Source organism: Rhodococcus shunpengi (assembly GCF_048381395.1).
GTDB lineage: Bacteria > Actinomycetota > Actinomycetes > Mycobacteriales > Mycobacteriaceae > Rhodococcus.
The window spans coordinates 240239-264745 of sequence record NZ_JBLWIU010000008.1 but is presented as its reverse complement, the minus strand read 5'-3'; the positions used below and the strand labels follow the sequence as shown (position 1 = coordinate 264745).

Annotated in this window: 22 protein-coding genes; 14 read left to right on the top strand and 8 right to left on the bottom strand. The window is 69.3% G+C overall.

Annotated features, from left to right (window positions below):
• Positions 1-30: 30 nt before the first annotated feature.
• The 3 genes from ACNJ7K_RS02065 (at position 31) to ACNJ7K_RS02055 (ending at position 3223) form a co-directional block, all read left to right on the top strand.
• Positions 31-1647 (top strand): alpha/beta hydrolase, encoded by a 1617-nt coding sequence (locus ACNJ7K_RS02065; protein WP_225623744.1) that lies wholly within the window; start codon positions 31-33, stop codon positions 1645-1647.
• Positions 1644-2138 (top strand): LppA family lipoprotein, encoded by a 495-nt coding sequence (locus tag ACNJ7K_RS02060; RefSeq protein WP_159418857.1) that lies wholly within the window; start codon positions 1644-1646, stop codon positions 2136-2138. Before ACNJ7K_RS02065 ends, ACNJ7K_RS02060 begins: the two co-directional genes overlap by 4 nt.
• An 83-nt stretch (positions 2139-2221) precedes the next feature.
• Positions 2222-3223 carry a hypothetical protein gene (locus tag ACNJ7K_RS02055; RefSeq protein WP_159418856.1) on the top strand — a complete coding sequence of 334 codons (1002 nt, stop codon included), beginning with the start codon at positions 2222-2224 and terminating at the stop codon, positions 3221-3223.
• Positions 3224-3247: 24 nt separating this feature from the next.
• Here ACNJ7K_RS02055 and ACNJ7K_RS02050 read toward each other — a convergent pair whose 3' ends face one another.
• On the bottom strand, positions 3248-4207 hold the full coding sequence (locus tag ACNJ7K_RS02050; protein ID WP_159418855.1) for a glycerate kinase family protein: 960 nt from the start codon (positions 4205-4207) through the stop codon (positions 3248-3250).
• Positions 4204-5109, bottom strand: a complete 906-nt coding sequence (locus tag ACNJ7K_RS02045) for a beta/alpha barrel domain-containing protein (RefSeq protein ID WP_487041115.1) — start codon at positions 5107-5109, stop codon at positions 4204-4206. The genes ACNJ7K_RS02050 and ACNJ7K_RS02045 overlap by 4 nt, the downstream gene beginning before the upstream one ends.
• 210 nt (positions 5110-5319) lie before the next feature.
• Here ACNJ7K_RS02045 and ACNJ7K_RS02040 point away from each other — a divergent pair, with 210 nt between their 5' ends.
• From ACNJ7K_RS02040 to ACNJ7K_RS02005, 8 genes are all read left to right on the top strand, one after another.
• Positions 5320-5517 carry a hypothetical protein gene (locus tag ACNJ7K_RS02040; protein ID WP_059382923.1) on the top strand — a complete coding sequence of 66 codons (198 nt, stop codon included), beginning with the start codon at positions 5320-5322 and terminating at the stop codon, positions 5515-5517.
• A gap of 144 nt (positions 5518-5661) precedes the next feature.
• Entirely contained in the window at positions 5662-7737 is a 2076-nt protein-coding gene (locus tag ACNJ7K_RS02035) for a hypothetical protein (RefSeq protein WP_487041114.1), read from the top strand.
• A 106-nt stretch (positions 7738-7843) separates the two neighbouring features.
• Positions 7844-8794, top strand: coding sequence for a hypothetical protein (locus ACNJ7K_RS02030; RefSeq protein WP_120281924.1), 951 nt, complete (start codon positions 7844-7846; stop codon positions 8792-8794).
• A 95-nt stretch (positions 8795-8889) separates the two neighbouring features.
• Positions 8890-9252 carry a PadR family transcriptional regulator gene (locus tag ACNJ7K_RS02025; RefSeq protein ID WP_016691962.1) on the top strand — a complete coding sequence of 121 codons (363 nt, stop codon included), beginning with the start codon at positions 8890-8892 and terminating at the stop codon, positions 9250-9252.
• Complete coding sequence (locus tag ACNJ7K_RS02020) at positions 9252-10604, top strand: permease prefix domain 1-containing protein (RefSeq protein WP_487041113.1); 1353 nt, start codon at positions 9252-9254, stop codon at positions 10602-10604. The genes ACNJ7K_RS02025 and ACNJ7K_RS02020 overlap by 1 nt, the downstream gene beginning before the upstream one ends.
• 49 nt (positions 10605-10653) lie before the next feature.
• Positions 10654-11586, top strand: coding sequence for a LysR family transcriptional regulator (locus ACNJ7K_RS02015; protein WP_230790757.1), 933 nt, complete (start codon positions 10654-10656; stop codon positions 11584-11586).
• Positions 11587-11740: 154 nt separating this feature from the next.
• Positions 11741-13078, top strand: a complete 1338-nt coding sequence (locus ACNJ7K_RS02010; protein ID WP_120281927.1) for an MFS transporter — start codon at positions 11741-11743, stop codon at positions 13076-13078.
• 2 nt (positions 13079-13080) lie between these two features.
• Positions 13081-14979, top strand: coding sequence for an FAD-dependent monooxygenase (locus tag ACNJ7K_RS02005; protein ID WP_268655396.1), 1899 nt, complete (start codon positions 13081-13083; stop codon positions 14977-14979).
• 70 nt (positions 14980-15049) lie between these two features.
• Here the strand turns inward: ACNJ7K_RS02005 and ACNJ7K_RS02000 are convergent, their stop codons facing one another.
• Together ACNJ7K_RS02000 and lhgO are read right to left on the bottom strand one after the other, a co-directional pair.
• Positions 15050-15709: an SDR family oxidoreductase gene (locus ACNJ7K_RS02000; RefSeq protein ID WP_106200354.1), complete on the bottom strand. Its 660-nt coding sequence runs from the start codon at positions 15707-15709 to the stop codon at positions 15050-15052.
• An 87-nt stretch (positions 15710-15796) separates the two neighbouring features.
• Positions 15797-16993 carry an L-2-hydroxyglutarate oxidase gene (gene lhgO, locus ACNJ7K_RS01995; RefSeq protein WP_487041242.1) on the bottom strand — a complete coding sequence of 399 codons (1197 nt, stop codon included), beginning with the start codon at positions 16991-16993 and terminating at the stop codon, positions 15797-15799.
• Positions 16994-17220: 227 nt separating this feature from the next.
• On the opposite strand from lhgO, the gene ACNJ7K_RS01990 reads away from it, so the two are divergent.
• Entirely contained in the window at positions 17221-18021 is an 801-nt protein-coding gene (locus ACNJ7K_RS01990) for a DUF5602 domain-containing protein (protein WP_487041112.1), read from the top strand.
• A gap of 75 nt (positions 18022-18096) precedes the next feature.
• Positions 18097-18552: an SRPBCC family protein gene (locus tag ACNJ7K_RS01985; protein ID WP_120281929.1), complete on the top strand. Its 456-nt coding sequence runs from the start codon at positions 18097-18099 to the stop codon at positions 18550-18552.
• A gap of 49 nt (positions 18553-18601) precedes the next feature.
• Here the strand turns inward: ACNJ7K_RS01985 and ACNJ7K_RS01980 are convergent, their stop codons facing one another.
• The 4 genes from ACNJ7K_RS01980 to ACNJ7K_RS01965 all read right to left on the bottom strand — a co-directional run bounded on the left by ACNJ7K_RS01980 (position 18602) and on the right by ACNJ7K_RS01965 (position 23544).
• On the bottom strand, positions 18602-19705 hold the full coding sequence (locus ACNJ7K_RS01980) for a glycosyltransferase (protein WP_487041111.1): 1104 nt from the start codon (positions 19703-19705) through the stop codon (positions 18602-18604).
• A 3-nt stretch (positions 19706-19708) separates the two neighbouring features.
• Positions 19709-20866 (bottom strand): helix-turn-helix transcriptional regulator, encoded by a 1158-nt coding sequence (locus ACNJ7K_RS01975; protein ID WP_120281931.1) that lies wholly within the window; start codon positions 20864-20866, stop codon positions 19709-19711.
• A 148-nt stretch (positions 20867-21014) separates the two neighbouring features.
• Complete coding sequence (locus ACNJ7K_RS01970) at positions 21015-22211, bottom strand: FAD-dependent monooxygenase (protein ID WP_120281932.1); 1197 nt, start codon at positions 22209-22211, stop codon at positions 21015-21017.
• 76 nt (positions 22212-22287) lie between these two features.
• Complete coding sequence (locus ACNJ7K_RS01965) at positions 22288-23544, bottom strand: MFS transporter (RefSeq protein WP_487041110.1); 1257 nt, start codon at positions 23542-23544, stop codon at positions 22288-22290.
• A gap of 48 nt (positions 23545-23592) precedes the next feature.
• Here ACNJ7K_RS01965 and ACNJ7K_RS01960 point away from each other — a divergent pair, with 48 nt between their 5' ends.
• On the top strand, positions 23593-24450 hold the full coding sequence (locus ACNJ7K_RS01960) for an IclR family transcriptional regulator (RefSeq protein WP_120281933.1): 858 nt from the start codon (positions 23593-23595) through the stop codon (positions 24448-24450).
• Positions 24451-24507 lie beyond the last annotated feature (57 nt).

Here is a 24507-nt window from a genome sequence, read left to right as displayed (position 1 = left end):
GCTTCCGCGGCAGGGGGTGGTGGTGTGCGGGTGGACGATCTGGCGGGGTGGGATCCGGATGCGCTCGAGAGCATGGCGACCGAACTCGCTGCGTGTGCCGACGCGGTGGACGCCGTGGCCGGCGACGTGGTGCGGTCGGCATCCTTCGGCGACGCCTGGAGCGGTGCGGCTCACGAGGAAGCGAGGTCCGTATTCTCCTCGTACGGGCGGGATCTCGCGGCGCAGGCCGAGGCGTATCGGCAGGTGTCCGCGTGTGCGCGGTTCGTCGTGCCGCGACTGCGGGCACTGCACGCCGAACTGGGCGAGCTGCAGGTCAGGGCCGCTGCACGGGGTTTCCCGCTCGACGCCGACGAACTGCTCGCCGCGTCGCTGCGATCGTTGCTCGTCCGTGCCGAGGGGCTCGACCGTGAGGCCGCCGCTCGCCTGAGTGCCGAATCCGAGCTGCCGGCAACGATTCTCGGCGAACAGGATCGCCTCCACACCGCGATTCCGCGGTCCGGATCGACGACGCTGCCGGCCCTGCCGGATCCGGCCGCCGAACCCGTGCAGGTCGCGCAGTGGTGGAACGGTCTCGACGACACGGCACGCACCGCGCTCGTCGCCGAACATCCCGAACGGATCGGCGCTCTCGACGGACTGCCCGCCGCGGCTCGCGATCTCGCCAATCGTGCCCTGCTCGACGACGAACGCCGCCGCCTCGAATCCGTGGCGACGCAGTTGCGGGCCGAACTCGACGCGATGTTCCTCGGTGGCACCGTGATCGACCGTCTCGGCGTCACCGGACTGTTCACCGACGCCGATGCGGGCCTCGAACAGACAGTACGGAAGATCGAAGCCCTCGACGCGATCGACGCGACCCTCGCCCACGGCGACCGGCAATTGCTCGCCCTCGACCTGTCCGGGCGCGAAGCGATGGCAGCCGTGGCCGTCGGGGACGTCGACACCGCCGACCACCTGGCCGTCTTCGTCCCCGGTGCCGGCTCGACCGTGCAGGGCAATCTGCAGGGCTACGACACGCAGGTCGCGGCGCTGCGCGATTCTGCTCGGCTCCACCTCACCGGCGACTCCGCTCGCCTCCACCTCACCGACCACACCGGCGGCGATCCCTCCGTCGCGGCGGTCACCTGGCTGAACTACCAGGCGCCCCACTGGGGATGGGGTCTCGCGTTCACCGAGCGCAGTCCGGTCTCCGACCTCGCCGCCCGGATCGCCGCACCTCGCCTGGTCGACTTCCTCGACGGCATCGCGGCCTCGCGCCCCGACGACCCGCGTATCACCACGGTCGGGCATTCCTACGGGGCCGTCGTCTCCGGTCTGGCACTGAGGGAGACCGGTGCGGTCGATGCCGCGGTGTTCGTCGGGGCTCCGGGGATCGGGACCGGCGACGTGACCGACCTGCGGATCCCACCCGGCTCCGCCTATCTCGTCGAAGCCGAATGCGACATCGTCGCCGACGTCGGAACCTTCGGCGGCGACCCGAGCTTCCTCGACGGCCTGACGCATCTTCCCGCCGGTCCCGGCACCACCGCCGCCGGAGCTCCGCTCGCGGGCATCACCGGCCACAGCTCGTATCTCACCCCCGGAACGTCGAGTTCCCACCACATCGCCGGTGTCGTGGCAGGCACCGCAGAACGGAGTATGCCGTGACCTCTGCGTGGAGTTCCCGGCTCGGGGCGAGCGTCGTCCTGCCGGCAGTACTGCTCGCCGCATGCACCACCACGGTGACCCCGGTCGCGATGCCCGAACCGGTCGCCACGACCAGCGCGGGCGCGGTCGAGTTCTACACCGCCGTGCAGCGCGACGTCCTCACCGCACTGTCCGCCGAGTTCCCCGGCGTGCGCTTCGAACCGAAGTACGCGAGCACCACGGCGGGATGCACGCTGCCCGACGGCACCTCGGGGCTCACGGTGCACCTTCCGATCCACGGCTCCGGCCGACCGGTGCCGGTCGACGAACTCGACCGCGCGGCCAGGGTCTTCGAGGACACCGCCGCGCGGGCGGGCTTCCACGGTCGCCATGTGCTGCCTCCGGACACCGGTTTCGCCGTCCGGATGTTCGCGGCCGACGGCTCGTACATCACCTTCGGCAGTTACGTCGCCGCGACCGTCGGACTCACCGTCGGTTGTTACCGGGAGTAGGCCCGGATGTCGGTTAGGCTCGTCCGAGCGACGGCCGCTCGGGCCGTCGTGATTCGTGCTGGCAGCCGTGGAGGGACGAACAGATGCGCCCGATGCTCGGCATCTCCGTCGACGACGGTGAAGTGTGCGCGGTCCTCGTCGATGCCGACGTTCCGAGTCTCGGTCCGTTCGACTCCCAGCGAGGCTTCGGCGCACCCGGGGACACACCGGCCGAGGCCGCCGCCGCTGCCGCCTCTGCCATGGCGGAACGTGCCGCCGCGGCGTCGCTGACCCTGTCCGCGGCCGCGGTGGTGACCGGTCCCGAGAACGACGAGGACGCCGAACCGGTCACCGAGGCGGTGCGAGCCGTGCTCGGTATCGACGTCGACTCGGTCCTGCTCGACGAAGCGCGACTGGCCTTCCTCGCCGGAGCACCCGAACTCGCGGAACTGCCGGTCCTGGCCTTGCACACCCGCACCTACGGCGTCGAATCGGCATCGATGGTCGACGTCCCTTCACGCACGGTGCTGTCCACGGTCAGCCCCGACGGCGACGAGTTCGGCCCCTACACACAGTCCCTGCCCGAGGCGATGGACGAAGCGGTCGCCCGCGCCGGAACCTCGCCCGACGCTGTGGTGTTCCTCGATCTGCGTCCCGGCGACGCCCGTCCGGCACGAGAACTCGCCACCGTCCTCGGTGTTCCCTTCGTGACTCCGCACGGGGTGCCCTGGCATCGCGCGACCGGTGCCGCGCTCGTCGCATCCGCCCGCCGTACCCCGGCGGTCGTCGCCGCGCCCACGAACCGCCGTCGCGGCACCGTCCTGCTGGCCACGCTCGTCGCGCTCGTCGCCCTGCTGGGTGGGGGACTGGCCGTCGCGGTGAGCAGTGGCGTGCAGGCGGAACGCTCCGCGCCGGGGTTGCAGACCGCCGTGGCACCGCCGCCGTCGCCGGTGCCGTCTCCCGACCGCGCACCCGTCGCCGATCCGTGCTCCGAGGCGCGACCGGCATCGTGGCCGGCCCACGCGTCCGATCCCGTCGACCCGGTGCCGACGCCCGAGACTCCTACCGAGATACCCTGCGGCAGCGCACCTCCCACCGCTCCGTGACCGGCCGGTGATCGGGCGCGCCGCTCAGACTCGTAGTGCCCGGCCGGCGCGCGTCAGCGCCTCCGCATCGGACGCGACAACGACCTCGGCGAACCGCTCGCGGTAGTCGCCGAGATCGTCGCCGACCGAACCGACCACCGCGACCACCGGAACGTCGCCGCAGCGCGCGAGGAGCACTGAGACGATCTTGCCTGCCCGCGACTGGCCGTCGAGCCGTCCCTCGCCGACCACCACGAGATCGGCGGTGCGCACGGCGTCGTCGAAGCCCACTGCGTCGAGCACGAAGTCGGCTCCCGACCGCAGTTCGGCACCGAACCGCGACCACATCCCACCGGAGAAACCACCGGCCGCACCCGAGCCGTCGACCTCCCGCGGGTCGCGAGGGAGTGTCAGCGCGGTCTCCTCGAGGCGGCGCGTGAGCAGCGCGACGGCCGCCGCGTCGGCGCCCTTCTGCGGCCCGAAGATCCGTGCCGCATCGGTATAACGGGTCGTCACGTCGGACAGCACGGTCACGCGGGCCTCGCCGAGCCCACCCCGCTCGTCGATCGCGGCGATCGCACCCGCACCACCGTCGGTCGTCGCCGATCCACCGGCCGCGACGACGATGTGCCGTGCTCCGCGCCGGACCGCTTCGGCCATGACCATCCCGGTGCCGTAGGTATCGGCGATGACCGCGTCGCGCGGACCGTCGTGCGGGGTGGTGATGCCACTCGCGGTCGCCAGTTCGACGACCGCCGTGCCGTCCGACGACATCCCCAGCAGCCCGCGGCACGGTGCTCGCCACGGATTCACGGCCTCGACCTCGATCCGGGCGAGACCGAGCGGCCCGGCGAGTGCGTCGAGTGTGCCCTCACCGCCGTCCGCGACGGGCATCCGGATCGCGGTGTGCCCGGCGCTCTCCACACCGGAGGCGATCGCGTCGGCGACCTCGACGGCGGTGTAGGTGCCCTTGAAGCTGTCGGGGGCGATCAGGATGCGGGTCACCGGAGCACCCAGTCGAAGGCCTCGGCCTCGGAGCGGGCGCCCTGCCGGGCACGCGACCGGTTCGGTTCGTCCAGTTCGGCGACGATGTCCTCACCGAGGCGGACCAGAGAGCCGAAGACCTCCGGGTCCAGCCACGACGGACGGGTCGCGAAGAGCAGGTCCTCGCTCGCGGTGTTGCCACTCGCACCCGGTGCGAACGGGCAGCCGCCCAGGCCGGCGAGCGCGCCGTCGACGACGGTCGCTCCGGCGTCGATCGCGGCGAGGCTGTTGGCGACACCGAGGCCCCACGTGTCGTGACCGTGGTAGACGATCCGTCGGTCGGGGGATTCGGCGGCCAGCCGCGCGACCAGCGACGACACCTGGCCGGGCACGGCCTGGCCCAGGGTGTCGGCGACGACGATGTCGGCGGCTCCGTCGGTGCGCGGGTCGCACGCGATCTCCACGACGCGGTCGGGGTCGACCGGCCCGTCGAGCGGGCACGTGAACGAAGTGGCCAGGCACAACTGGATGCTGCCGCCGACGGCGTGGGCGCGTTCGATCGCCGCCGGCATCGCGGCGATGCTGTCCTCGGTGTCGCGGCCGATGTTGGCGCGGTTGTGGGCGTCGGAGACCGAGAAGCAGTACTGGAACCGGCGGGCACCGGCCGCGATCGCCTTCTCGACGTGGCGCGGTGTGGCGACCCAGATCCAGCAGCGGTCGAGTTCCTCCTCGGTCAGCGCCGCCACGAGGTCGAGGGTGTTCGCCATCGGCGGCACGAGGTCGGCGCGGGCCAGGGACCCGATCTCGAGTTCGGGCACGCCCGCGGCGAGCAGCGCCCGGACGATCTCCACCTTGCGTTCGGTCGGGAGCAGCTTGCCGGTCAGTTGCAGTCCGTCGCGCAGCGTCACGTCCCGCAGGATCACGTCCGTGCGCGCTCGGTCACTCGTCGGTCCCGCCACAGTTTCCGCCTCCCCGTCGTGTTCCTGCCGACCCCACCGTCTCGAACCGCACCAGTATGCCCCGGTCACCGTGCAGGCACGATCCGTCGACACACCGATGGACTTTCGCGAGGACTGTGACAGATGACACTATCCTCACCGTTCTGATCGTGACTTGCCGGAAGGTGCGGGGAAATGGCTTCGGTCCTGGGAAAAGTACTGCTCTGGATCGCTCTGCTGGGGGGACTGGCCGGAGCGGTGATCGCCGTGTGGGCGCTGCACGTGAACGGGCTGGTGGCCTCGCTCATCGTCGCGTCGGTGACGGGACTCGTCCTGCTGCGGCTGCGCCCGGAGGCGCGTGACGACTCCGACTCCGACATCGCCCTCACCTGACGGGAAACAGGGTGTTCGGACTGTAGGGTGAGAACCGGCGTCCGGGTCGAGGGCGCCTCGCGTGGACGCGCTGCACGAGCGCGGCGTCGACGCCGGAGAGGGGGCCCGCGGCCTCCGCCGGGCGTGGAAGAGGAGCAACGGTCAGTGTCGCTGTGGTCTCGTGCCTTGTCGTCGGACGAACTCGACAGTCGTCGCTGGGTGGATCTGATGCCGTGGATCGACCGCTACGGATCGGCCCGCACCGCCGCTCTCGGGACGCTCGTGTCGTCGTCCCGCTGGTGGGAGAACGAGTCGCCCGCCGAGACCTGCGAGCACACCGAGATCCCCGAGCTGTGCGCCGAACTCGCCCACATCTACGTCACCGACCACCCGGAGCTGCGCTTCGCGGACGGTCTGCTGCGTGAGGACGAAGTGCCCGTGGCCGCACTCGATCTCGGTCCTGCCGCCGCGACCCTCGTCGCGCGCCTTCCACACGCACCCACCACCGCCGAGTTGTTCAGCCGCAGTCCGGCCGATCTGCTCGGGATCCGCGGCGCCGACCGCGACGCGGTGGAGGAGATCGTCTGCGCCGCGCTCGTCGCGACGGTGCTCCGCGAACCGGCCACCCTCGAAGCCGATCCGCGTACCGCGCGGGTGCCTGCCGCGGCCCTGCTCCTCGACGACCTGGCGGCGCTGGCGCGGTGGAGTCGCGTGTGCGGCCGCGACGATGCGCCTCTCCTGCAGGCCGTGATCGACGACGGGGCGCCGGAGGAGATCCAGGACGCCGCGGCCCGGCTGCGGGCACTCACCGCCCGCGACCTGCCGGTTGCGGCGCCGGCCGACCCGATCGCCGAACTCATCGACTACCTGAAGGGCTTGCCCGACGCGGAACGCACGGCCCTGCGGCGCCGCGTCCACGACGACGTCGACGACCCGGCCGCGCCGTCCACCTTCCCGTTCGGCACGGCGGTCGGCGACCTGCTCGCGGCGCTGCGCGTCGACGTGCGGCCGGTGGCGGCCTTCGACCGGATGGTGCGCACCCACCCGGTGCTGGGCCGGACCGTCCCGGGTTTCGACGTGCCCCTGTGGCGGGTGCTGCACCGCCTCGACGACCGTTTCGAGGTCGCGGACGGGTGGGTCGCGGTCCCGGATCTGCCCGACGCCGAGAAGCAGACCCGCGGGCTGCTCTCGGAGTTCGAATCGCCGAACGGTGTGGTCGAGCCCGCCGCCGTGAAGGCCGTGTGGTCGCTTCCCGACGACGAGTTCGAGGCGTGGACCCGGTACTGCGGCACGACGACCTTCGAAGGCCGTCTGCTGTCCCCGCCGGACGGGCTCGCCGGTCGCGCCGCTCAGGTCCTCGAGGTTCTCGGCGACCCGCTGACCGCCGACACGCTCGTCGCGCGCATGGGGGTCAACGCCGACGTCCACACCCTCGTCTCCGAACTCGCCGACGACGAGCGCTTCACGTCCGACGGTGAACGTTGGGCGCTGGCCGAGTGGGACGTCGACGTGGTCACCGCCATCCGCACCCGCATCGCACGGCTGGTCGATTCCCGCGGCGGAAGTGCCGATCGCGACATGGTGGTCTCCGCGCTCGTCGACCGGTTCGGCATCTCCGAGGATTCCGCCCGGACATTCACGGCCGGAGGAGATTTCGAGGTCGTCGACGGCCGAGTCCGGCGTCGTCACCGCTCGCACGTCCCGATCGCCGTGCCCGAGCGCACGCGCCGCCTCTACCGGCTGGGCGAGGCCTGGCGACTGCGGATCCCCGCGACCCGCGACCACCTGCGGGGAGCCGAGTTCACGGTTCCGTCCGCCGTCGCCGCGATCGCCGGGTGCGCACCGGGTGGGCACGTGGTGCTCCCGTCGCGGCTGGGCGGCCAGACCCTGCGCTGGACGGGATCGGTGCCGCGTCTGTCCTCGATCCGCCGGTTCCTCGAGGACATCGGGGTGGAGGAGGACAACGAGCTGCTGCTCGAGGTCCGCACCGACGGCCGATTCGACGTCCTGCCACTGCGCACCGTCGCAGACAACGCCGAACCTCTGCGCAAGGCACTCTCGCTCATCGGCCACACCGAACCGGAGACGGTCCCCGAAGAGCGGATCGCGTCGGCCCTGGCATCCGCTCTCGGCCTCGACGGGGAGTCGCGCCCGCGCCGGATCCTGTCGGCCTACCGAGCCCGCAGGGAGACGGAAGTAGTGGCCCTGCTCGAACAGGCTTGGGTCCGCGTCCCGAACTGAGCGGGAAGTGGGTCCGCGTCCCGAACTGAGCGGGAAGTGGGTCCGCGTCCCGAACCGACCCGGAGGACGTGATGCATCCGGCCCTCCGACGTAGCACGATTGGGGAATGGCCGACACGTCGAAACCCACCGCCGCAGTCCCCACCGCCCCCGACGCGGTCCTCGAGGCGTTGCGGGGAGCAGTCGCGTCGGTGGAGGCCGCCGTCGTGCGTCTCGAAGGCGACGACGCGGCGCCCGGAACCGTCGACCGCGTGCTCGCCCTGGCCGGGGCGGAGCCGGCCGGCGACATCGTCGCGACCCACAATGCTCTGACCAGGGCGGCATCGATCGTCGACCACACGGGCGGTCTGCCCGACCGGGACTGGCAGGCGATCGCCGGCCTCGGGGAGGTCCTCGCCCGGACGGTGACGCGTCTGCGCGGGCACGTCTCGTCGTCGCTCGACGATCTCGGACTCGACGCGGCGGTGGGCGAGCACGTCGAACTGCTGCAGAAGGTCGCGGTGGAGGAGGCGCTGGGGGAGACGCTGCAGTTGCTCGTGATCGTCGAGGACTGCCTGTTCCTGTGGCATCGCGTGCACCTGGCGCGCACGCCCGACGAGGAACTGCGCGACGCGCTGGCCTCCGCGCGGCAGGTCCTGGCCGACCATTTCACGCAGGACGCCGAACTGCTGCGCCGCGCCCGTGCCGCGCTCGCCCGGTTCGCGGAGGGCACCCCGATCGAGGTCGTCCGACGCCTGTCGTCGGGACGGACGACGAAGGTGCTTGCGGGTCTGCGTCAGGACTTCGACGACTTCCGGTGGGCGTGCCGCGCCGACGAGGCGGGCTGGCTCGACGCTGAGGACCCGGTGATCGCCGAGGCCCTGGACTCGATGAGCAGCCCGCTCAAGGCGGTCGGGGGAGTCCTCGGCGACGTGTTCGAACGCGGCCGCGCGCGGGTGACAGAGACGTGGAGTCGCTCCGAGGCTTCGGAATCTGCCGCTTCGGGATCTGCGGATTCCGGATCGACCGACTCCGGCTCCGACGATTCCGCAACCGCCGGAGCCGACGACCGGCAGTAGACGCCACCGGACCGCTTCGCGGAGATCTCTCGGTCCTCATACCTAGATCTGCTAGGGTCACCGTTATCCATAGAACTTCTAGGTATGAGGACGACATGTTCATCGAGAAGGATCTGGTGGCCGCGTCCGCCACCCCGCTCGTGCTCGGCATCCTCGCCGAGGGTGAGTCGTACGGGTACGCGATCATCAAGCGCGTCAACGAGTTGTCGCAGGGCCGGATGCAGTGGACCGACGGGATGCTCTATCCCCTCCTGCACCGTCTCGAGCGGGCGGGGCACGTGTCCGCCGCCTGGCGTGTCGCCGACAACGGGCGACGCCGGAAGCACTACGCCATCACCGACGCGGGCCGCGAGGTCCTCGCCGAACGGGCGGCGCAGTGGACGGTCGTCGCCGAGGCTCTGCACCAGGTGTGGCAGTCGGCCCAGTTGCCTCCCGCCGTCGCACCGGGGTGGTCGTGATGACACTCGACGCGCATCTCGAGGACCGGATCGCCGGCTGGCGCAGCTACGTCGCCGATCATCGGGTCATCTCGTCCTCGGACATCGACGAGATGGAAGATCATCTCCGGGAACAGATCTCGGACCTCGTGTCGGTCGGACTGACGGCCGACGAGGCATTCCTCGTCGCGGTCGGCCGAATGGGTGGTCTCGACGAGGTCTCCCGCGAGTTCGCCCAGGAGCACTCCGACCGGCTGTGGAAGCAACTCGTCCTCACCGGTGGCGGTCACGGTGAGGAATCCGGAACCCCGCGTCGCCGTAGGGAACTCGCGGTCGTGCTCGCTTGCGCGCTGGGTGCAGGTCTGGCCGTCCGGGCCGGATTCGAGTGGCTCTCCGAAACCGCGCTGGTGCGCAACGCCGCCGTGCTCGTGCTGCCCTTCCTCACGCTGTATTTCGCGTGGAAGCGTCAGATGAGCCCGAAGAGCAGTGCGCTCCTTGCTGTTCCGTTCGTCCTCGCGGCGATCGTGCTCAACGTCTTCCCGTTCGAACCGGGCGGTGCCACCGAGATCATCGCGGCGATCCACGCCCCGGTCGCCTTGTGGTTCGTCGTCGGTGCGGCCTATGTCGCAGGGCAGTGGCGATCCCATCGCCGTCGCATGGACTTCGTGCGTTTCACCGGGGAGTTCGCCGTGTACCTGGCGCTGCTCGCGCTCGGCGGCGGCGTACTCATGGGACTGACCGCAGGTGCCTTCAGCGCCCTGGGGATCGATATCGAACCGTTCTTCGAACAGTGGATCGTCCCGTTCGGGCCGGCCGGAGCGATCGTCGTCGCGGCCTGGCTCGTCGAGGCGAAACAGCAGGTCGTGGAGAACATCGCTCCCGTTCTCACCCGGGTCTTCACGCCCGTCACGATCCTCATGCTGGTCGCGCTGTTCGTCGCGGTGATCGCGTCCCACAGTGTCGTCGACGTCGACCGCGGCCTGCTGATCCTCATGGACCTGATCCTCGTGCTCGTCCTCGGACTCCTGCTCTACTCGATCTCCGCCCGCGACCCGCACGCCGCACCGGACGTCTTCGATCTGCTGCAGGTCGTGCTGATCGCCGCGGCGCTCGCCGTCGACCTGCTGATGCTCACCGCGATGGCCACCCGCATCGCCGAGTTCGGCTTCACCGCCAACAAGGTCACCGCCCTCGGTCTGAACCTCGTCCTCCTGGTGAACCTGGTGTGGGCGGCGTGGCTCGGCGCCTCGTTCCTGCGGGGCCGCACCGGTTTCGCGGCGGTCGAGCGGTGGCAGATGCGGTACCTGCCCGTCTACTGCGGGTGGGCGGCACTGGCGGTCGTCGCGATCCCGCCGCTCTTCCGGTTCGTGTGAGCGCTTCCGCCCGGGACGACGGTCGGAGGCCCGGGACTACGGTGGGACCATGGCCAGGACGGACGCGGTGCCCACGTACACGATGAGGCAACTCGCGGCGTTCGTCGCCGTCGCCGAGTGGGGCACCATCACCGCGGCCGCCGACGCGATGCACATGTCCCACTCGGCGCTCTCGTCCGCGATCACCGACCTGGAGAAGGCCCTCGCGGTCAAGCTCCTCGTCCGGCAACGCGCCCGGGGTGTCAAGCTCACACCGACCGGTCACGCGGTGCTCGAGCGGGCGAAGATGCTGCTGCACCACGCGAGCGAACTCGAGAGCGACGCGCGGTCGGAGGCGGGGGACGTCGTCGGTCCGGTGGCGGTGGGGTGTTATCTCTCCCTCGCGCCGACGCTGTTGCCCGCCCTCATCGCCGAGTTCACCCGCTCCCACCCGCGCGCCGACGTCGACTTCCGTGAGGACACCCAGAACCGTCTGCGGATGCTGCTCGACTCGCACGAGCTCGACGTGGCCTTCCTCTACGACCTCGATCTCGAACCGGGACTCGAGACGGTCACCCTCGACGTGCGTGAGCCGATGGTGCTCGTCTCGGCCGATCATCCGCTCGCGGGAGGCTCGCAGGTGCGCCTGCGCGACCTCGCCGACGAGCCGATGGTGCTCCTCGACGCCCCGCCGAGTTCGGGGCACGCCCTGCGGGTGTGCGCGGAGGCCGGCTTCACCCCGTCCATCGCGTATCGGACGCAGACCTTCGAGACGGCACGGTCGTTCGTGGGGCGCGGGCTGGGGTGGACCCTGCTGGTCCAGCGACCCGCCGTCGACGTCACCTACGAGGGCCGGAAACTCGTTCTGCTGCCCGTCGTCGACCCGACTCCGGAACCCGTGCGCGTCGTGCTCGCGTGGCGCAAGGACGCCCTTCCGAGCCGTGTTGCCCAAACTTTCACGGACTTCGTCGTCGACGTCGCGAGGACCTCTCAGGCACTCTGACGTGGCCGAACGGCCTCATCCACGGAATTTCCGGGGATATTCACCGACTTTGTGCGCTTTGCAAACGATGTGACCGCTCTCATGATTGGTCCCACTGCGTCCGAACGCTCGTTAATCGGATGCCTCGGATCGACCGCCGGAGAGGGCACTGAACATGACCGTCCTTGACTCGACGCCGCAGACGTCGGCAAGAGCCGCACGCAAAGCCGCGCTCGGCAGCTTCGTCGGTACCGCCATCGAGTGGTACGACTTCTTCATCTACGGCACCGCTGCGGCGCTCGTGCTCGGCCCGCAGTTCTTCCCCGGCTCGTCCGAGGTCGCGGGAACTCTGGCTGCCTTCGCCACGCTCGCCGTCGGCTTCATCGCCCGCCCCATCGGTGGCGTCGTGATGGGCCACTTCGGCGACCGCATCGGCCGCAAGTCGATGCTCGTCGTCTCGCTGCTGCTGATGGGCTTCGCGACCGTGGCGATCGGCGTGCTCCCGAACTACGCGGCCATCGGCGTCGCGGCCCCCATCCTGCTCGTCGCCCTGCGGTTCATCCAGGGGCTCGGCGTCGGCGGTGAGTGGGGCGGAGCGGTGCTCGTCGCCACCGAGAACGCTCCCGCCGGCAAGCGCGGCCTCTACGGTGCGGCACCGCAGATCGGTGTGCCGGCCGGTGTATTGCTCGCGAACCTGGTCTACCTGCCGCTGACCGCCTTCCTCAGCGAGGAGACGTTCAACGCGTGGGGTTGGCGCATCCCGTTCATCGCCTCGGCGGTGCTCGTCTTCGTCGCCATGTGGATCCGCCTGGGTCTCGAGGAGAGCGCGGAGTTCAAGGCCGCCAAGGACGCCCCCGCGACCGAAGAGAAGCTGCCGATCCTCGAGGTGCTCACCCAGCACTGGAAGACCGTGCTGCTCGCCGGCGGCACCTTCATCGCCACCAACGGCATCGCGTATGCCTACATGGTCTACGTCCTCAAGTACGGCGAGGCCACGCTCGGGTTCAGCAAGACCACGATGCTCGCGCTGCTGATCGCCTCGTGCCCGTTCTGGATGGCCGGTATGGCCTTCGCGGCCTGGCGCTCGGATCTCGTCGGACGCCGCACCGTCTACATCCGGTCCTCGGCCGCCCTGGTCGTCGCGGCCGCCCTGTTCTTCCCCCTGATGGACACGGCGCTCCTGCCGGTCATGCTCCTTGCGATGGTCGGCCTCGGCTTCACCCTCGGCTGCTGCGCCGGCCCGCAGTCGGCCCTGTTCGCCGAACTGTTCCCCGCCAAGATCCGCTACAGCGGGGCGTCGCTCGGCTACCAGGTCGGCGCGATCCTCGGCGGCGGTCTCGCACCGATGGTGGCGACCTCCCTGTTCGCCGCGACGGGCACCTCGATGTCCATCACCGGCTACTTCGTGCTGATCGCGCTGATCAGCCTCATGAGCATCCTGCTGCTGCGCGTGCCGTCCGCCGGGCACGCGAACATCACCGACTCCCGCCGTTCTCCCGAGGAAGGTGCCTGACCATGTCGACCTACTACCAGCCGCCCAAGTACCCCGCGTCGGAGTTCGAGTCGATGACTCCCGCCGACGAGACGCTTCCCGTCGTCGTGGTCGGGGCCGGACCGGTCGGCATGGCCGTCGCCCTCGGACTGGCCCAGCGCGGTGTGCCCGTCACCATCCTCGAGGCCGCCGATCAGGTGTCCTTCGGGTCGCGCGCCATCTGCATCTCGCGCCACAGCCTCGAGGCCGCCGCCCGCCTCGGTTTCGGCGAGGAACTCGAGAAGATCGTGCTGCCGTGGGTCGGCGGTCGCAGCTTCTACCGCGACCAGCAGGTCCTGCACTTCCAGATGCCGCAGCGTGACTTCGACGTCCGCCCGCCCATGATCAACGTCTCCCAGTCGGAGTTCGAGCAGATCATGGTCGACACCATCGAGCAGAACCCGCTCATCACCCTGCACTGGCAGGCACCGATCGCCGGGATCCTGCGCGGCGAGGACGAGGTCACCCTCGAGGTCGACACCGCCGCCGGCAAGCGGCACCTGCGCGCACGCTGGGTCGTCGCCGCCGACGGTGGCCGCAGCCGCATGCGCGAACTCGCGGGCCTGCGTCTGCAGGGCACCAGCTACGAGGGCCGCTACGTCATCGCCGACATCCACTGGGAGTCCGATCTCCCTGCGGAGCGCATGGTCTGGTTCGACCCGCCGAGCAACCCCGGCTCGACGATCATCATGCACAAGCAGCCCGGCAACATCTGGCGCATCGACTACCAGCTCGACCCGTCCGAGGATGCCGAGATCGAGACGCAGGAGGAGGCGATCCGCGCCCGCATCGCCAAGCACCTCGACTGGCTGCAGAACGACCTGCCGTGGACCCTCGAGTGGAAGGGCTTCTACAGTGCTCGCGCACTCGCCCTCGACGAGTTCACCCACGACCGTCTCCTCTTCGCCGGAGACGCGGCCCATCTGGTGCCGATCTTCGGTGTGCGCGGACTCAACTCGGGCATGGAGGACGCCGAGACCCTCGCGTGGCAGCTCGCCGCGGTCGTGAACGGCAACGCCGAGCCCGCCCTGCTGAAGGCGTACTCGTTCGAACGCCACAACGCGTGGGAGCAGAACGTCGCCAACGCCGGCAAGTCCACGCTCATCATGAGCCCCGGCAGCCACGGCTACCGCACCACGCGCGACGCGATCCTCGCGCTCGCCGTGGGCCGTCCCGAGTTCGGGCACCTGATCAACCCACGCCAGTCCAGCGCCACGCACGCACGCCTGTCTCCGCTGACCTGGTCTGTCACCCCCGGCACCGAAGGTGTGCTCCCGGGTGATCCCGTCGAGGACCGCCGGATCCACATCGCCGATCGCGAGACGTCGCTGAACGACGCCCGCGGAACCGGATTCGCCGTGCTCGGAGTCGGTCTCGATGCGGCGGGCTCGGCCGCCCTCGCGAACGCCGCAGCCGGCCTGGCGCAGGCGCTCGCACCCGAGAGCGTCGCGGCCCTGGCCGTCGACAGCGCAGAGGTGGACGGTGTGACACTCCTCGAGGCGCCCGATCTCGGCGAGGCACTCGGCGCGACGGCCGGCGAGGCCTTCGTGATCCGCCCCGACGGTCTGCTGCTGTGCCGTGTGCCGGTCGCCGACCTGGACGGTGTCGCGGCGTCCCTGCGCTCCGGTGCCGCTCCGGCCGGCGCGGAACTCCCGGCCCGCCCTGCCGAGCAGGTCACCGAGGACGATCAGCGGCGTGAGAACGTCTGGCTCGGCCTGTCCACCGCCCTGGATCAGGCTGCCGAGGACGACCGCGAGGGCTTCCTGGCGCGACTCGCGCTGGTGCTCGGCTCGCAGGTCGACCGCCGGCAGTTCGAGGAGGCCATCGCGGCCGCCGCGGACACCTCGCCGCTGCGCGTGGAGGAACTCGCCCCGCAGGTCTGAGCGATGACATCGCTCGAGTGTCCGTCCCCGGTTGCCCCCTGCAACCGGGGGCGGACTGCTGTGTAAGGGATTACCGCAGCGCGTCGAGTGCCTCGTCGATCGGAACGTCGCCATTGTTGAACTCGATCGTGCGTCCCACCGTCTCCGGTCGCTCGAGCACGGCTGCGGCGACGGCCGCGACGTCGGCGCGCGAGACCTGTCCCTTGTCGCTCGCCCCGTGCCCCTCGATCTCGATGCGGCCGGTGGGCGGGTCGAGGGTCAGCGCGCTCGGACCGAGGATCGTCCAGTCGAGGTCGGTACCCCGCAGATGGGCGTCCGCAGCCGACTTGGCCTCGGCATAGGCGTAGAAACTGTTGTCCTCGGGGACACCGTGGTCGGGGCGGGCCCCGAAGTACGACACCATCACGTACCGGCGGACCCCGGCCTCCTGCGCGGCGGTCATCGAGGCGATCGCCGCGTCGCGGTCCACCGCATAGGTGCGTTCGGGATTCCCTCCGCCCGCGCCTGCAGACCAGACCACCGCGTCGTGGCCGCGCAGCAGCTCGGTGATCTCGGCGATGTCCATCTTCTCGACGTCGGCAACGACGGGCGTGCCACCGGCAGCGCGGACATCGTCGGCGTGATCGGGATTGCGGATGAACGCACTGGTCTCGTGACCGGCATCGGCCAGCAGCCGCTCGAGATGCAACGCCACCTTGCCGTGTCCTCCGAAGAGTGCGATTCGTGCCATGGAGACCTCCTGACGATGAAGTGGTTCCCGTGCAGCATGCCCCGAAGCGGTCACCGCGAACCGTGACGTCCGCCGCCGGATGCCCGATCAGGCGATGCGTTCGAATGCGCGGTCGACGAGATACTCCGCGATCGCCATCGACGAGGTGGCGCCGGGCGACGGGGCATTGCGCAGGTGCACGACCCGCCCGTGCCCGGTGACGACGAAGTCGTCCTCGAGGCCTCCGTCGGAGTTCATCGCCTGAGCGCGGATGCCACGCGGACCCGGCCGCACGTCGTCGACGGTCAGCCCGGGCATGTACGCGGCCGCATCGGCGACGAACCGCCGAGTACTGGTGGCCGTGCGCAGTTCCCGACCCGCTGCGGGCAGGTTGTTCGCGGCGAACCGCCAGAAACCGGGCCAGGCGACGGCATCGCGCAGATCCCGCCACGATCCGCGCCCGCCGCGATAGGCCTCGCGGCCGGGGGAGAGGAAGGCGTTGGGTCCCACCATCACCTCACCGTCGATCCGCCGGGTGAGATGCACCCCGAGGAACGGATAGCGGGGGTCGGGCACCGGATAGATCAATCCGCGCACCTTTGCCGCCGCGTCGGGTTCGAGCAGCAGATAGTCGCCGAGGAACGGGACGATCCGCGGGTCGCGGGTGTCGCCCGAGGTGTGGGCGAGGCGGTCGGACTGCAGTCCCGCGCACGTGATCACCAGGTCGAAGGCAAGTTGGTCGCCCGGGATGTCGACGACGACCTGCTCGCCCGCCTCACGGATCGCCGTCACGGCGGTACCGGTCCGCACCGTGCCGCCCGCGGCGACGACGTCGTCCGCGAGCGCGCGGGTGACGGCGACGAAGTCGATGATCGCCGTGTGCGGGGAATGAAGGGCTGCGATCCCGACGGCGTGCGGCTCGATCGCGGTGATCTCGTCGGCGCCGAGACGCCTGATGCCGGGGACCCCGTTCGCCGTGGCCCGCGAGAAGATCGCGTCGAGGCGGCCGAGTTCCGACTCGTCGAGGGCGACGACGACCTTGCCGCACTCGTCGTAGGGCAGGCCCTTGTCCGTGGTGAACGTCTGCAACAACTTCACCCCGCGCCTGCACAACCGGGCTTTGAGACTTCCGGGCGTGTAGTAGAGGCCGGCGTGGACGACGCCACTGTTGTGCCCCGTCTGGTGAGCGGCGAGCCGGTCTTCCTTCTCGAACAGCGTGACGTCGGCGTCCGTGAGGGCGAGTTGCCGGGCGGTCGCGGCACCGATGATGCCCCCACCGACCACCGCGACGCGAAGGCTGCGAATACTCAAGGGCCGCTCCCTGTTCTCCGCGGATCGTGACGTCCGTCCGCAGTCCGGCGAGTATATGTCGCGACCCTGTGAGGACAGGGTCGTTCCGGGACGACAGGGTTGTCCCGAGACGGTCGGCGAAATCCCCCGAGTGAGGGATGGCCGGGGTCACGAACACCGGTCGAGACTGGATCCACGGAATGGAGAGGTTCACCGAGAACCCTCGTCGATCGGATATCACCATGAAGAAACATCGATCATCTCGTTCCATCGCAGTGCTCCTCGCCTCTTGTATTGCCGTGGCGGTCGGGGGTGTGGCATCGGCAGTGCCCACACCTGCCCACCTGCATTTCGGTCAGGCCGTGAGCGTCGGTGACGGAACTGCGCGTTCGTATGCGACCGTGGATGCGGACGGCGCCCCGACCGCCGTCGGTATCCGATTCTCGCCGGCGGCCCTCGACGGACTGCCCGATGCCGACGGGATGTACATGCTGCACCTGCCCGTTCAGGCATCCGACACTGTGTTCGACCACGTCATGCTGAACTGGAATCCGCGTGGGCACGACCCGACCGTGCTGTTCGGGAAACCCCATTTCGACGTGCACTTCTACATGACCGACATGGCGGCGATCGAGGCAATCGACCCGGCCGCACCGGATTACGCCGCTCGCGCCGAACGATTCCCGGACCCGAAGTACATGCCCGGCGACTACGTGACTCCGCCGGGGATGCTCGCGTCGCAACTCGCGGTGCCGTTCATGGGTGTGCACTGGCTCGACATCACGGAAGGAATGGTTCCCGGTGTCTACGACTTCACCGAGACGTTCGTCAACGGCTCGTGGGACGGCGACTACACCTTCATGGAACCGATGATCACGCGGGAGTGGCTGCTGACCCGTCCGACGATCCGCGAACAGATCAAGTTGCCGGCCGCCTATCAGCACTCGGCCTGGTATCCCACCGTCTACAGCGTCGGATTCGACGAGCAGGCGCAGGAATACGACATCGCACTCGGTGGGATGGTTCCGCGGCAGGCGTCCTGACCGGGAAATCTGCGAAAACTGTTGCAGGGCATCAGGAAGAGTTTACTGCGACACCGATCCGAACGGAGGAAAGTCATGCCCGTAACCGAGGAATCCGTCGTCATCGACAAGCCGGTCGACGAAGTCTTCGCCTTCTTCGCCGACCCGGAGAACGCCCCGGTGTACATGACGAACGTGATGGACTACGAGCTGGTCTCGGGCGAGGGCGGCAAGGAGGGATCGCTCGCGCGTGCCACCGTCAAGGTTGCCGGGCGGCGAATCGAACTCACCGAGGAACTGGCCCGCGTCGAGCCCGGCAGAGCCCAGCACCGCCGCAGTGTGAAGAGCCCGATCCGGTACGAGACCGTCTATCGCTTCGAGCCGGTGGAGACGGGAACCCGCGTCACCTTCCACCAGGACACCGAGGACGTCGGGAGCTTCTTCGGCAAGTTCACCCAGCCGGTCGTGGAGAAGCTGTACGCGCGTGATGTGCGGAACAACCTCGAACACGCGAAACAGCTTCTGGAGGAGGGAGATGCGGTCGAAGGGTGATGCGGAGGATCGACCGGCACCCACGGGGTGCCGGTCCTTCGTGTGTCCGTCAGTGGTCGACGAGCGCCAGCACCCGGTCGGCCGCAGCCGACGCACCGTCGACGGTTCGGAGACGGGCGCCGAGTTCTGCTGCCGCCGTGCGATAACCGTCGTCGGTCAGCAGACTCTCCAGAGCTGCGCGTATCTGCTCGGGCGAAGCGGTCTTCCGGAGACGGATGCCCGCACCCGCCTTCGCGACCTCGCGGCCGATGATCGCCTGATCCGTGACCGCCGACATGGGCATGATCAGTATCGGAAGTCCGTGTGCGAGAGCCCGGAAAGCGGTCGCGTGCCCGCCGTGCCCGACGACCGCCGAGCAGGTCGGCATCAGTTCGTGGTGCGGAACGTATCGGTGGACGGTCGCATTGGGTGGTACGCGCAACCCGGTGGGGTCGATCGCCGGCCCGGTCGTGACGACGAACTCCGCGTCCATCTCCGCCGCGGCGTCGAAGATGTTCTGGTAGGTGCGGCGCTGACCCGGGAAGCCGGCGGTGCTCAGACTGATCAGCACGCGCGGCGGTGTTCGTCCGACCGCGGCAGCCGTCGCGTCGTGGATCGCACCGGTCCAGGTCAGCGAGTCGTCCGTGGGCCGGCGCGCGGCCGGGTCGAGCACTGGGTCCGAGCACACGAGTCGCATGTCGGCCTGTTCCCACAGTCGCTTCGGACCCAGACCGCGTAGTCGCGAACCGATCCCGAAAGGTCCGTGCCGGAAGGCGCCGTCGAATGCGGCGAAGAAGGAATGGAACAGCACCACGTGCGGCACCCCGGTGCGTGCCGCAGCGTCCTGGGCGTTGAACAGCATGCAATCGACGATCACCAGATCGGTCGGCTCCCTCGTGATCTCGTCCTCCACATCCCGCGCGACGGCGGGGTCGGTCATCATGGCGTAGGCCATGGTCAGCACTTTCGGGGTGCTCAGTTCTACGTGCGGGGTCCAGGTCGGCGAGTGCCGGTAGCCGCAGAAGACGAAGCCGGCATCCTCTGCGACCTTCCGTTGCGATTCGTGACCGAGAACCCGAACGTGATGTCCGCGGCGGTGCAACTCGCATCCGAGCGCTGCTTCGGGCGGGTAGTTCCCGCCGCCTTCCAGGGTGACGATCAGGATGCGTGCCACGGTTCACCTCTTCCGATGTGCACCGACCGGGACGTTCGTCGGCGCCGGCTTCTCGACGAACCACCCGTCCGGCCCGATCTCCGTACCGACCCGGGGGAGGCAGTGCGTGAAGAACAGTCGTGCGACGAGTTCCTGGCGACTGTTCACACCCGTCTTCGCATAGATGCTCTTCAAGTGGTCCTGTGCGGTGTACGGACTGATGAACAGTCCACGTGCGATCTCGGTGCGTGTCTCGCCCGCGAGAACGCGGGCGAGGACATCGGTCTCCCGTTCGGTGAGACCGTGAAGGGCAGCGGTCAGAGCCACGAGCTGACCGGGCTGCGCCGGTTCGATCGCGACGACGATCCGGGCCGATTCTCCTCGGCCGTCGAGCAACCCGGCCCGCAGGACGAGCCACTGACCGTCCTCCGTACGGGCACGGACGACGCGCGCGGCAGCCCCCTCGTAGCGGAAGCGGACGGCGACGACCACCGCGGGGAGCATGAAGGAACCTTCGGCACCGAGTCGCTCGAGATACTCCACCGCCTGGGGAGTGGCCGATTCGATCTCGTTGTCCGCGCCCACGACCACGACTGCGGGACCGGAACCGCCGGGCGATGCGTCCGCCGCGAGTCGAGGGGATTCGCGGAGCAACGACAACCGCAGTCCGTCGCTGATCTCGCCCACGCATCCCGCGAGTGCCGCCACGTCGTCGGCGTCGAAGCGTCGGCCGGGGCCGCGCATGAGAGTGCCGCCGCCCCAGACGCGCCCGTCACGGCCTCGGAAGACGAGGCGCACCTCGTCGTCCATCCCCTGCGGTTCGAGGATCTCGCTGTAGGGCAGGGAATCGCGGATGTCGCAGTCGATCGCCTCGCGGATCGTCTGGACACCGGTGCGCGTCCGGGCGAGCTTGCGGTAGGTGTTCGCGAAACGCGACGTGCCGTACTCGATGTGCGCCACCGTCTCCGCGGCACGTCCGGCCGGGGCGTCGGCGTCGAGCATGGTCACGGACGTGAACAACATGCTCGCCGGATCGACGAGAGCGATACATCCGATGTCGTAGCGGATGCGCCGCCGGATCGTGTCGAGGACGGCGTGCCGGAACTCGACCGGGTCGGCGGTTCCGAGTGCGATGTCCCGAACCTCGCTGCGGAGCGCCGACGCCTGCCGTGACGCGGTCATGCTCCCAGTATGTGCTGGTCACGGCCGCTTCGGCACCTTTCGGTGCAGGACGAACGACGCATATACGGCGAATGCCGTCCCCGATCGGTGGATCGGGGACGGCATTGTCCGGAACGGGACGAATTCCTCTGCGGCGCTGTGTGAGTTCTCAGCGGTTGCGATCGGAGCTGTAGCCCCAGAGCCAGTCCGTGTACTTGTAGCTCGAGGTGTCGCGGGTGCGGAACAGTTCGTTGCGGGCCTCGCGGCCGGCACCGTCGAGGTGCCACAGGTCGCCCCACATGCGTCCCGTGGTGAGGATGCGGTTGCAGCGCGGTGCGCGTTCGGCGTTGACGTCCCTCAGGATCTTCGGCCAGTTCGCGCTGTCGCCCTGCAGGTCCTCGGCGGCGTAGTCGGCGAAGCACTTCGCATCCTCGAGGGCCATCACGGCCCCGGAGGCGAGGTACTGCAGCGGCGGGTGCGCGGCGTCGCCGAGCAGGATCATGCGGCCGTCGACCCAGTTGTCGATGGGGTCGCGGTCGAACATCGGCCACCAACGGTCGGTCCACAGGTACTTCAGTGCGGCCTGCACGCTCTCGTGGCAGTGGTCGTAGGCGTGCGCGAGTTCGTCGGGGCTGCCCCAAATTTCCTCACCGCGGAGGAAGGCGGGGGACTGGAAGACCGCCACCTGGTTGAGCATCTCGCCCTGGCGCAGCGGGTACTGGATGAAGTGGCAGCGCGGGCCGATGTAGCCCACGACATCCTCGATCTCCTCCTCGAGCGGAACCTCGTTCATCGGGAAGGTGCCGCGGAAGGCGACGTAACCCGAGCCGACGGGCTTGTCGTCGGACAACTTCGGGCGCAGGTGCGAGTGCAGGCCGTCCATGCCGAGAGCGACGTCACCGACGTGCTCCTCACCGTTCTCCAGCACGACCCGCACGGTGTCGCCCTCGGTGACCACGTCGGTCACCGTCGAGTTCGTCCGCAGATCCGCACCGGCCTCGCGGGCCGCCTCGACGAGCACCGAGTGCAGATCCGAACGGTGCACCACGAAGTACACGCCGCCGTAGTGCTGCTGGTAGTCGTGTCCGAGATCGACCTTCGTGAGGATCTCCGCGGTCACGGCATCACGGAAGACGAGGTTCTTGGGCAGCACGCCCTTCGCGATGACTTCGTCGTAGACACCGAGCGACTGCAGGATGCGCGAACCGTGCGGGCCGATCTGAAGGCCCGCGCCCACCTCGCCGAACTCGGGAGCACGCTCGAACAACGTGACCTGAGCACCCTTCTGCGCGAGGGCGAGGGCATTGGCGACACCGCCGATGCCGCCACCGGCAATGAGAACTCGTGCGTCCTTCAGATCGGACATGACACTCCTTCGTATCGTGTGAAGCAGAGGGGAAGGTCGGGCGCGGTGCGATCAGTGCGCGGCGATCGCGGTGCGATCAGTGCGCGGCGATCGGGCGGAGCGAATCGTGACGTGCGGGGAACTTCTTCCAGACCACCGTCAGCAGCAGCGACGAGATCAGTGCGCTGACGCCGAAGAGGACGAAGTTGGAGTCGGCGCCGAGGCCGGCGGCAAGCAACCAGCCACCGATCTGCGGGGCCGCCACCGCGCCGATACGGCCGACACCGAGGGCCCAGCCGAGCGCGGTACCGCGCAGGTGGTCGGGATAGTAGGACGCGACCGCAGCGATGATCAGGGCCTGCGTGCCGTGGGTGCCCACACCGGCGAACACGAAGATCAGGTACACCGCGGCGACCGGAGGGTCGAGCAGCAGGGTCAGCAGCGCGACACCGGCGATCAGCGCGGCGATGATGCTGGTCGGGACCGAACCCCACCGCACGCCACCCCAGGCGGTGATGAAGGATCCGGCGACCGCACCGAGGTTCAGGGCCAGCGAGAACGTGAGAGCGTTGCCGAGGTCGGTGCCCTCACCCTGCATGAGCTTGGGTAGCCAGGTCCCGAGGCCGTACCAGGCGAGCAGTGTCACGACGGTGACGGCCGCGAACATGATGCTGATGGTGCGGAAACGGGACCCGAGCAGTTCCTTGAAACCACCCTGAGAGTTGTCCGGATGGGTCTTCGGCACGGCATGCGCGGGCAGCACCTTGAGCGCCAGCGGAACGAGGACGAACAGGGGGATCAACGCGAAGGCGAACATCGGACGCCAGCCCCAGTTGGGGATCACCGGGATACCGACGAGAGCGGCGATCGAGCCGCCGATCGGGACGCCCGACATCATCATCGTCGCGACCGCGGCGCGCCACTTGTCCGGCACCAGTTCGGCGGCAAGTGCGTTCGAGGTCGGCACGAGTCCGCCGAGTCCGATGCCGGCGACGAGACGCAGCAGACCGAAGATCACGGGGCCGGGCGCTACCGCGCACAGGGCGGTGAAGACGGAGAGGACGACGACGCACCCGATGACGGCGTTCTTGCGGCCGATCGCGTCGGAGAGTCGGCCTGCGAGGACCGCGCCGATCATCATGCCCACGAACGCGAGGCTTCCCAGTGTGCCGGCGGTGGAGGCGCTGATGCCCCATTCGTCCTGGAGGCTCGATATGACGTTGCCGTAGACGATGAGGTCGTATCCGTCGAAGACGACGAACAGCCAGCAGACGATCACCGCGATGACGTGGGCCCGGGGGAGGGTGATGTTGCCACCGGCCCGCGTCGGTGAAGCCTCGTTGGGGAGATGCATTCCTCAACGGTGGGCGCGCGCCACCCGGCGATGCAATAAAGTTCTGCTATGCAGAACAAGCCGATGGGCACGATCCGCAAGCCGACCTACATGCTCGAGTCGGTCGACAACGCGCTGCTACTGCTCCAGCTGCTCCGCGATGCAGGTGCGATCCGGCTCAAGGATGCGGCCGCGGAACTCGGGACGGCGCCATCCACCGCGCACCGCCTGCTCGCCATGCTCGTCTACCGCGGCTTCGCCGTGCAGGACGAGAAACGGATGTACCACCCGGGCCCGGCGCTCGGTGTCGGGCCGGCGAGTCAGGGGTGGACGCGGGACTTCACCGACCTCTGCCGCCCGCACATGGAAGCCCTCGCCGCGCTCGCCGACGAGACCGTCAACCTCGTGATCCGGGTGGGATCGCAAGCGCGCTTCCTGTGGACGGCAGAGGCGGCATCGATCCTGCGTGTGGGTGATCGCCGAGGTCAGGTGCTCCCCGCCGAGCTCACGGCGGGCGGACGCATCCTCCTGGCCGAGCTTCCTCGCGCGGTACTCGAACAGCTCTATCTACGGCCCGCGGACGAGCCCCACATCAGTCACGGGCCGAGCCCCGCCTACGAGACCGACCGCCGGATGGCGATCGGGGAGTTCGAGGAGTTCGCACACGAACTCGAGGCGGCACGGAAGCTGGGTTTCGCGGTCAATGTCGAGCAGACGGAGGAGGGTGTCGCGGCGCTCGGGGTGGTGATCCGCAACGGTCGGGGCGCGGCTGTCGGTGCCCTCACGGTGGCCGTGCCCATCAACCGCTACCGCCAGCATCTGCGCGGCAAATTGGTCGCGCAGATGCAGGCGGCGGTGCGGGGCATCGAGGTCGACGTCGCCGATATCGCCGGACCGGACGTCTCGAATTCCACTGTGCAGAAATAGATGGATTCCCCGGTTCCGGCGCCCCTAGTTTGGAGACAACGCCGGACAAGGAGATTT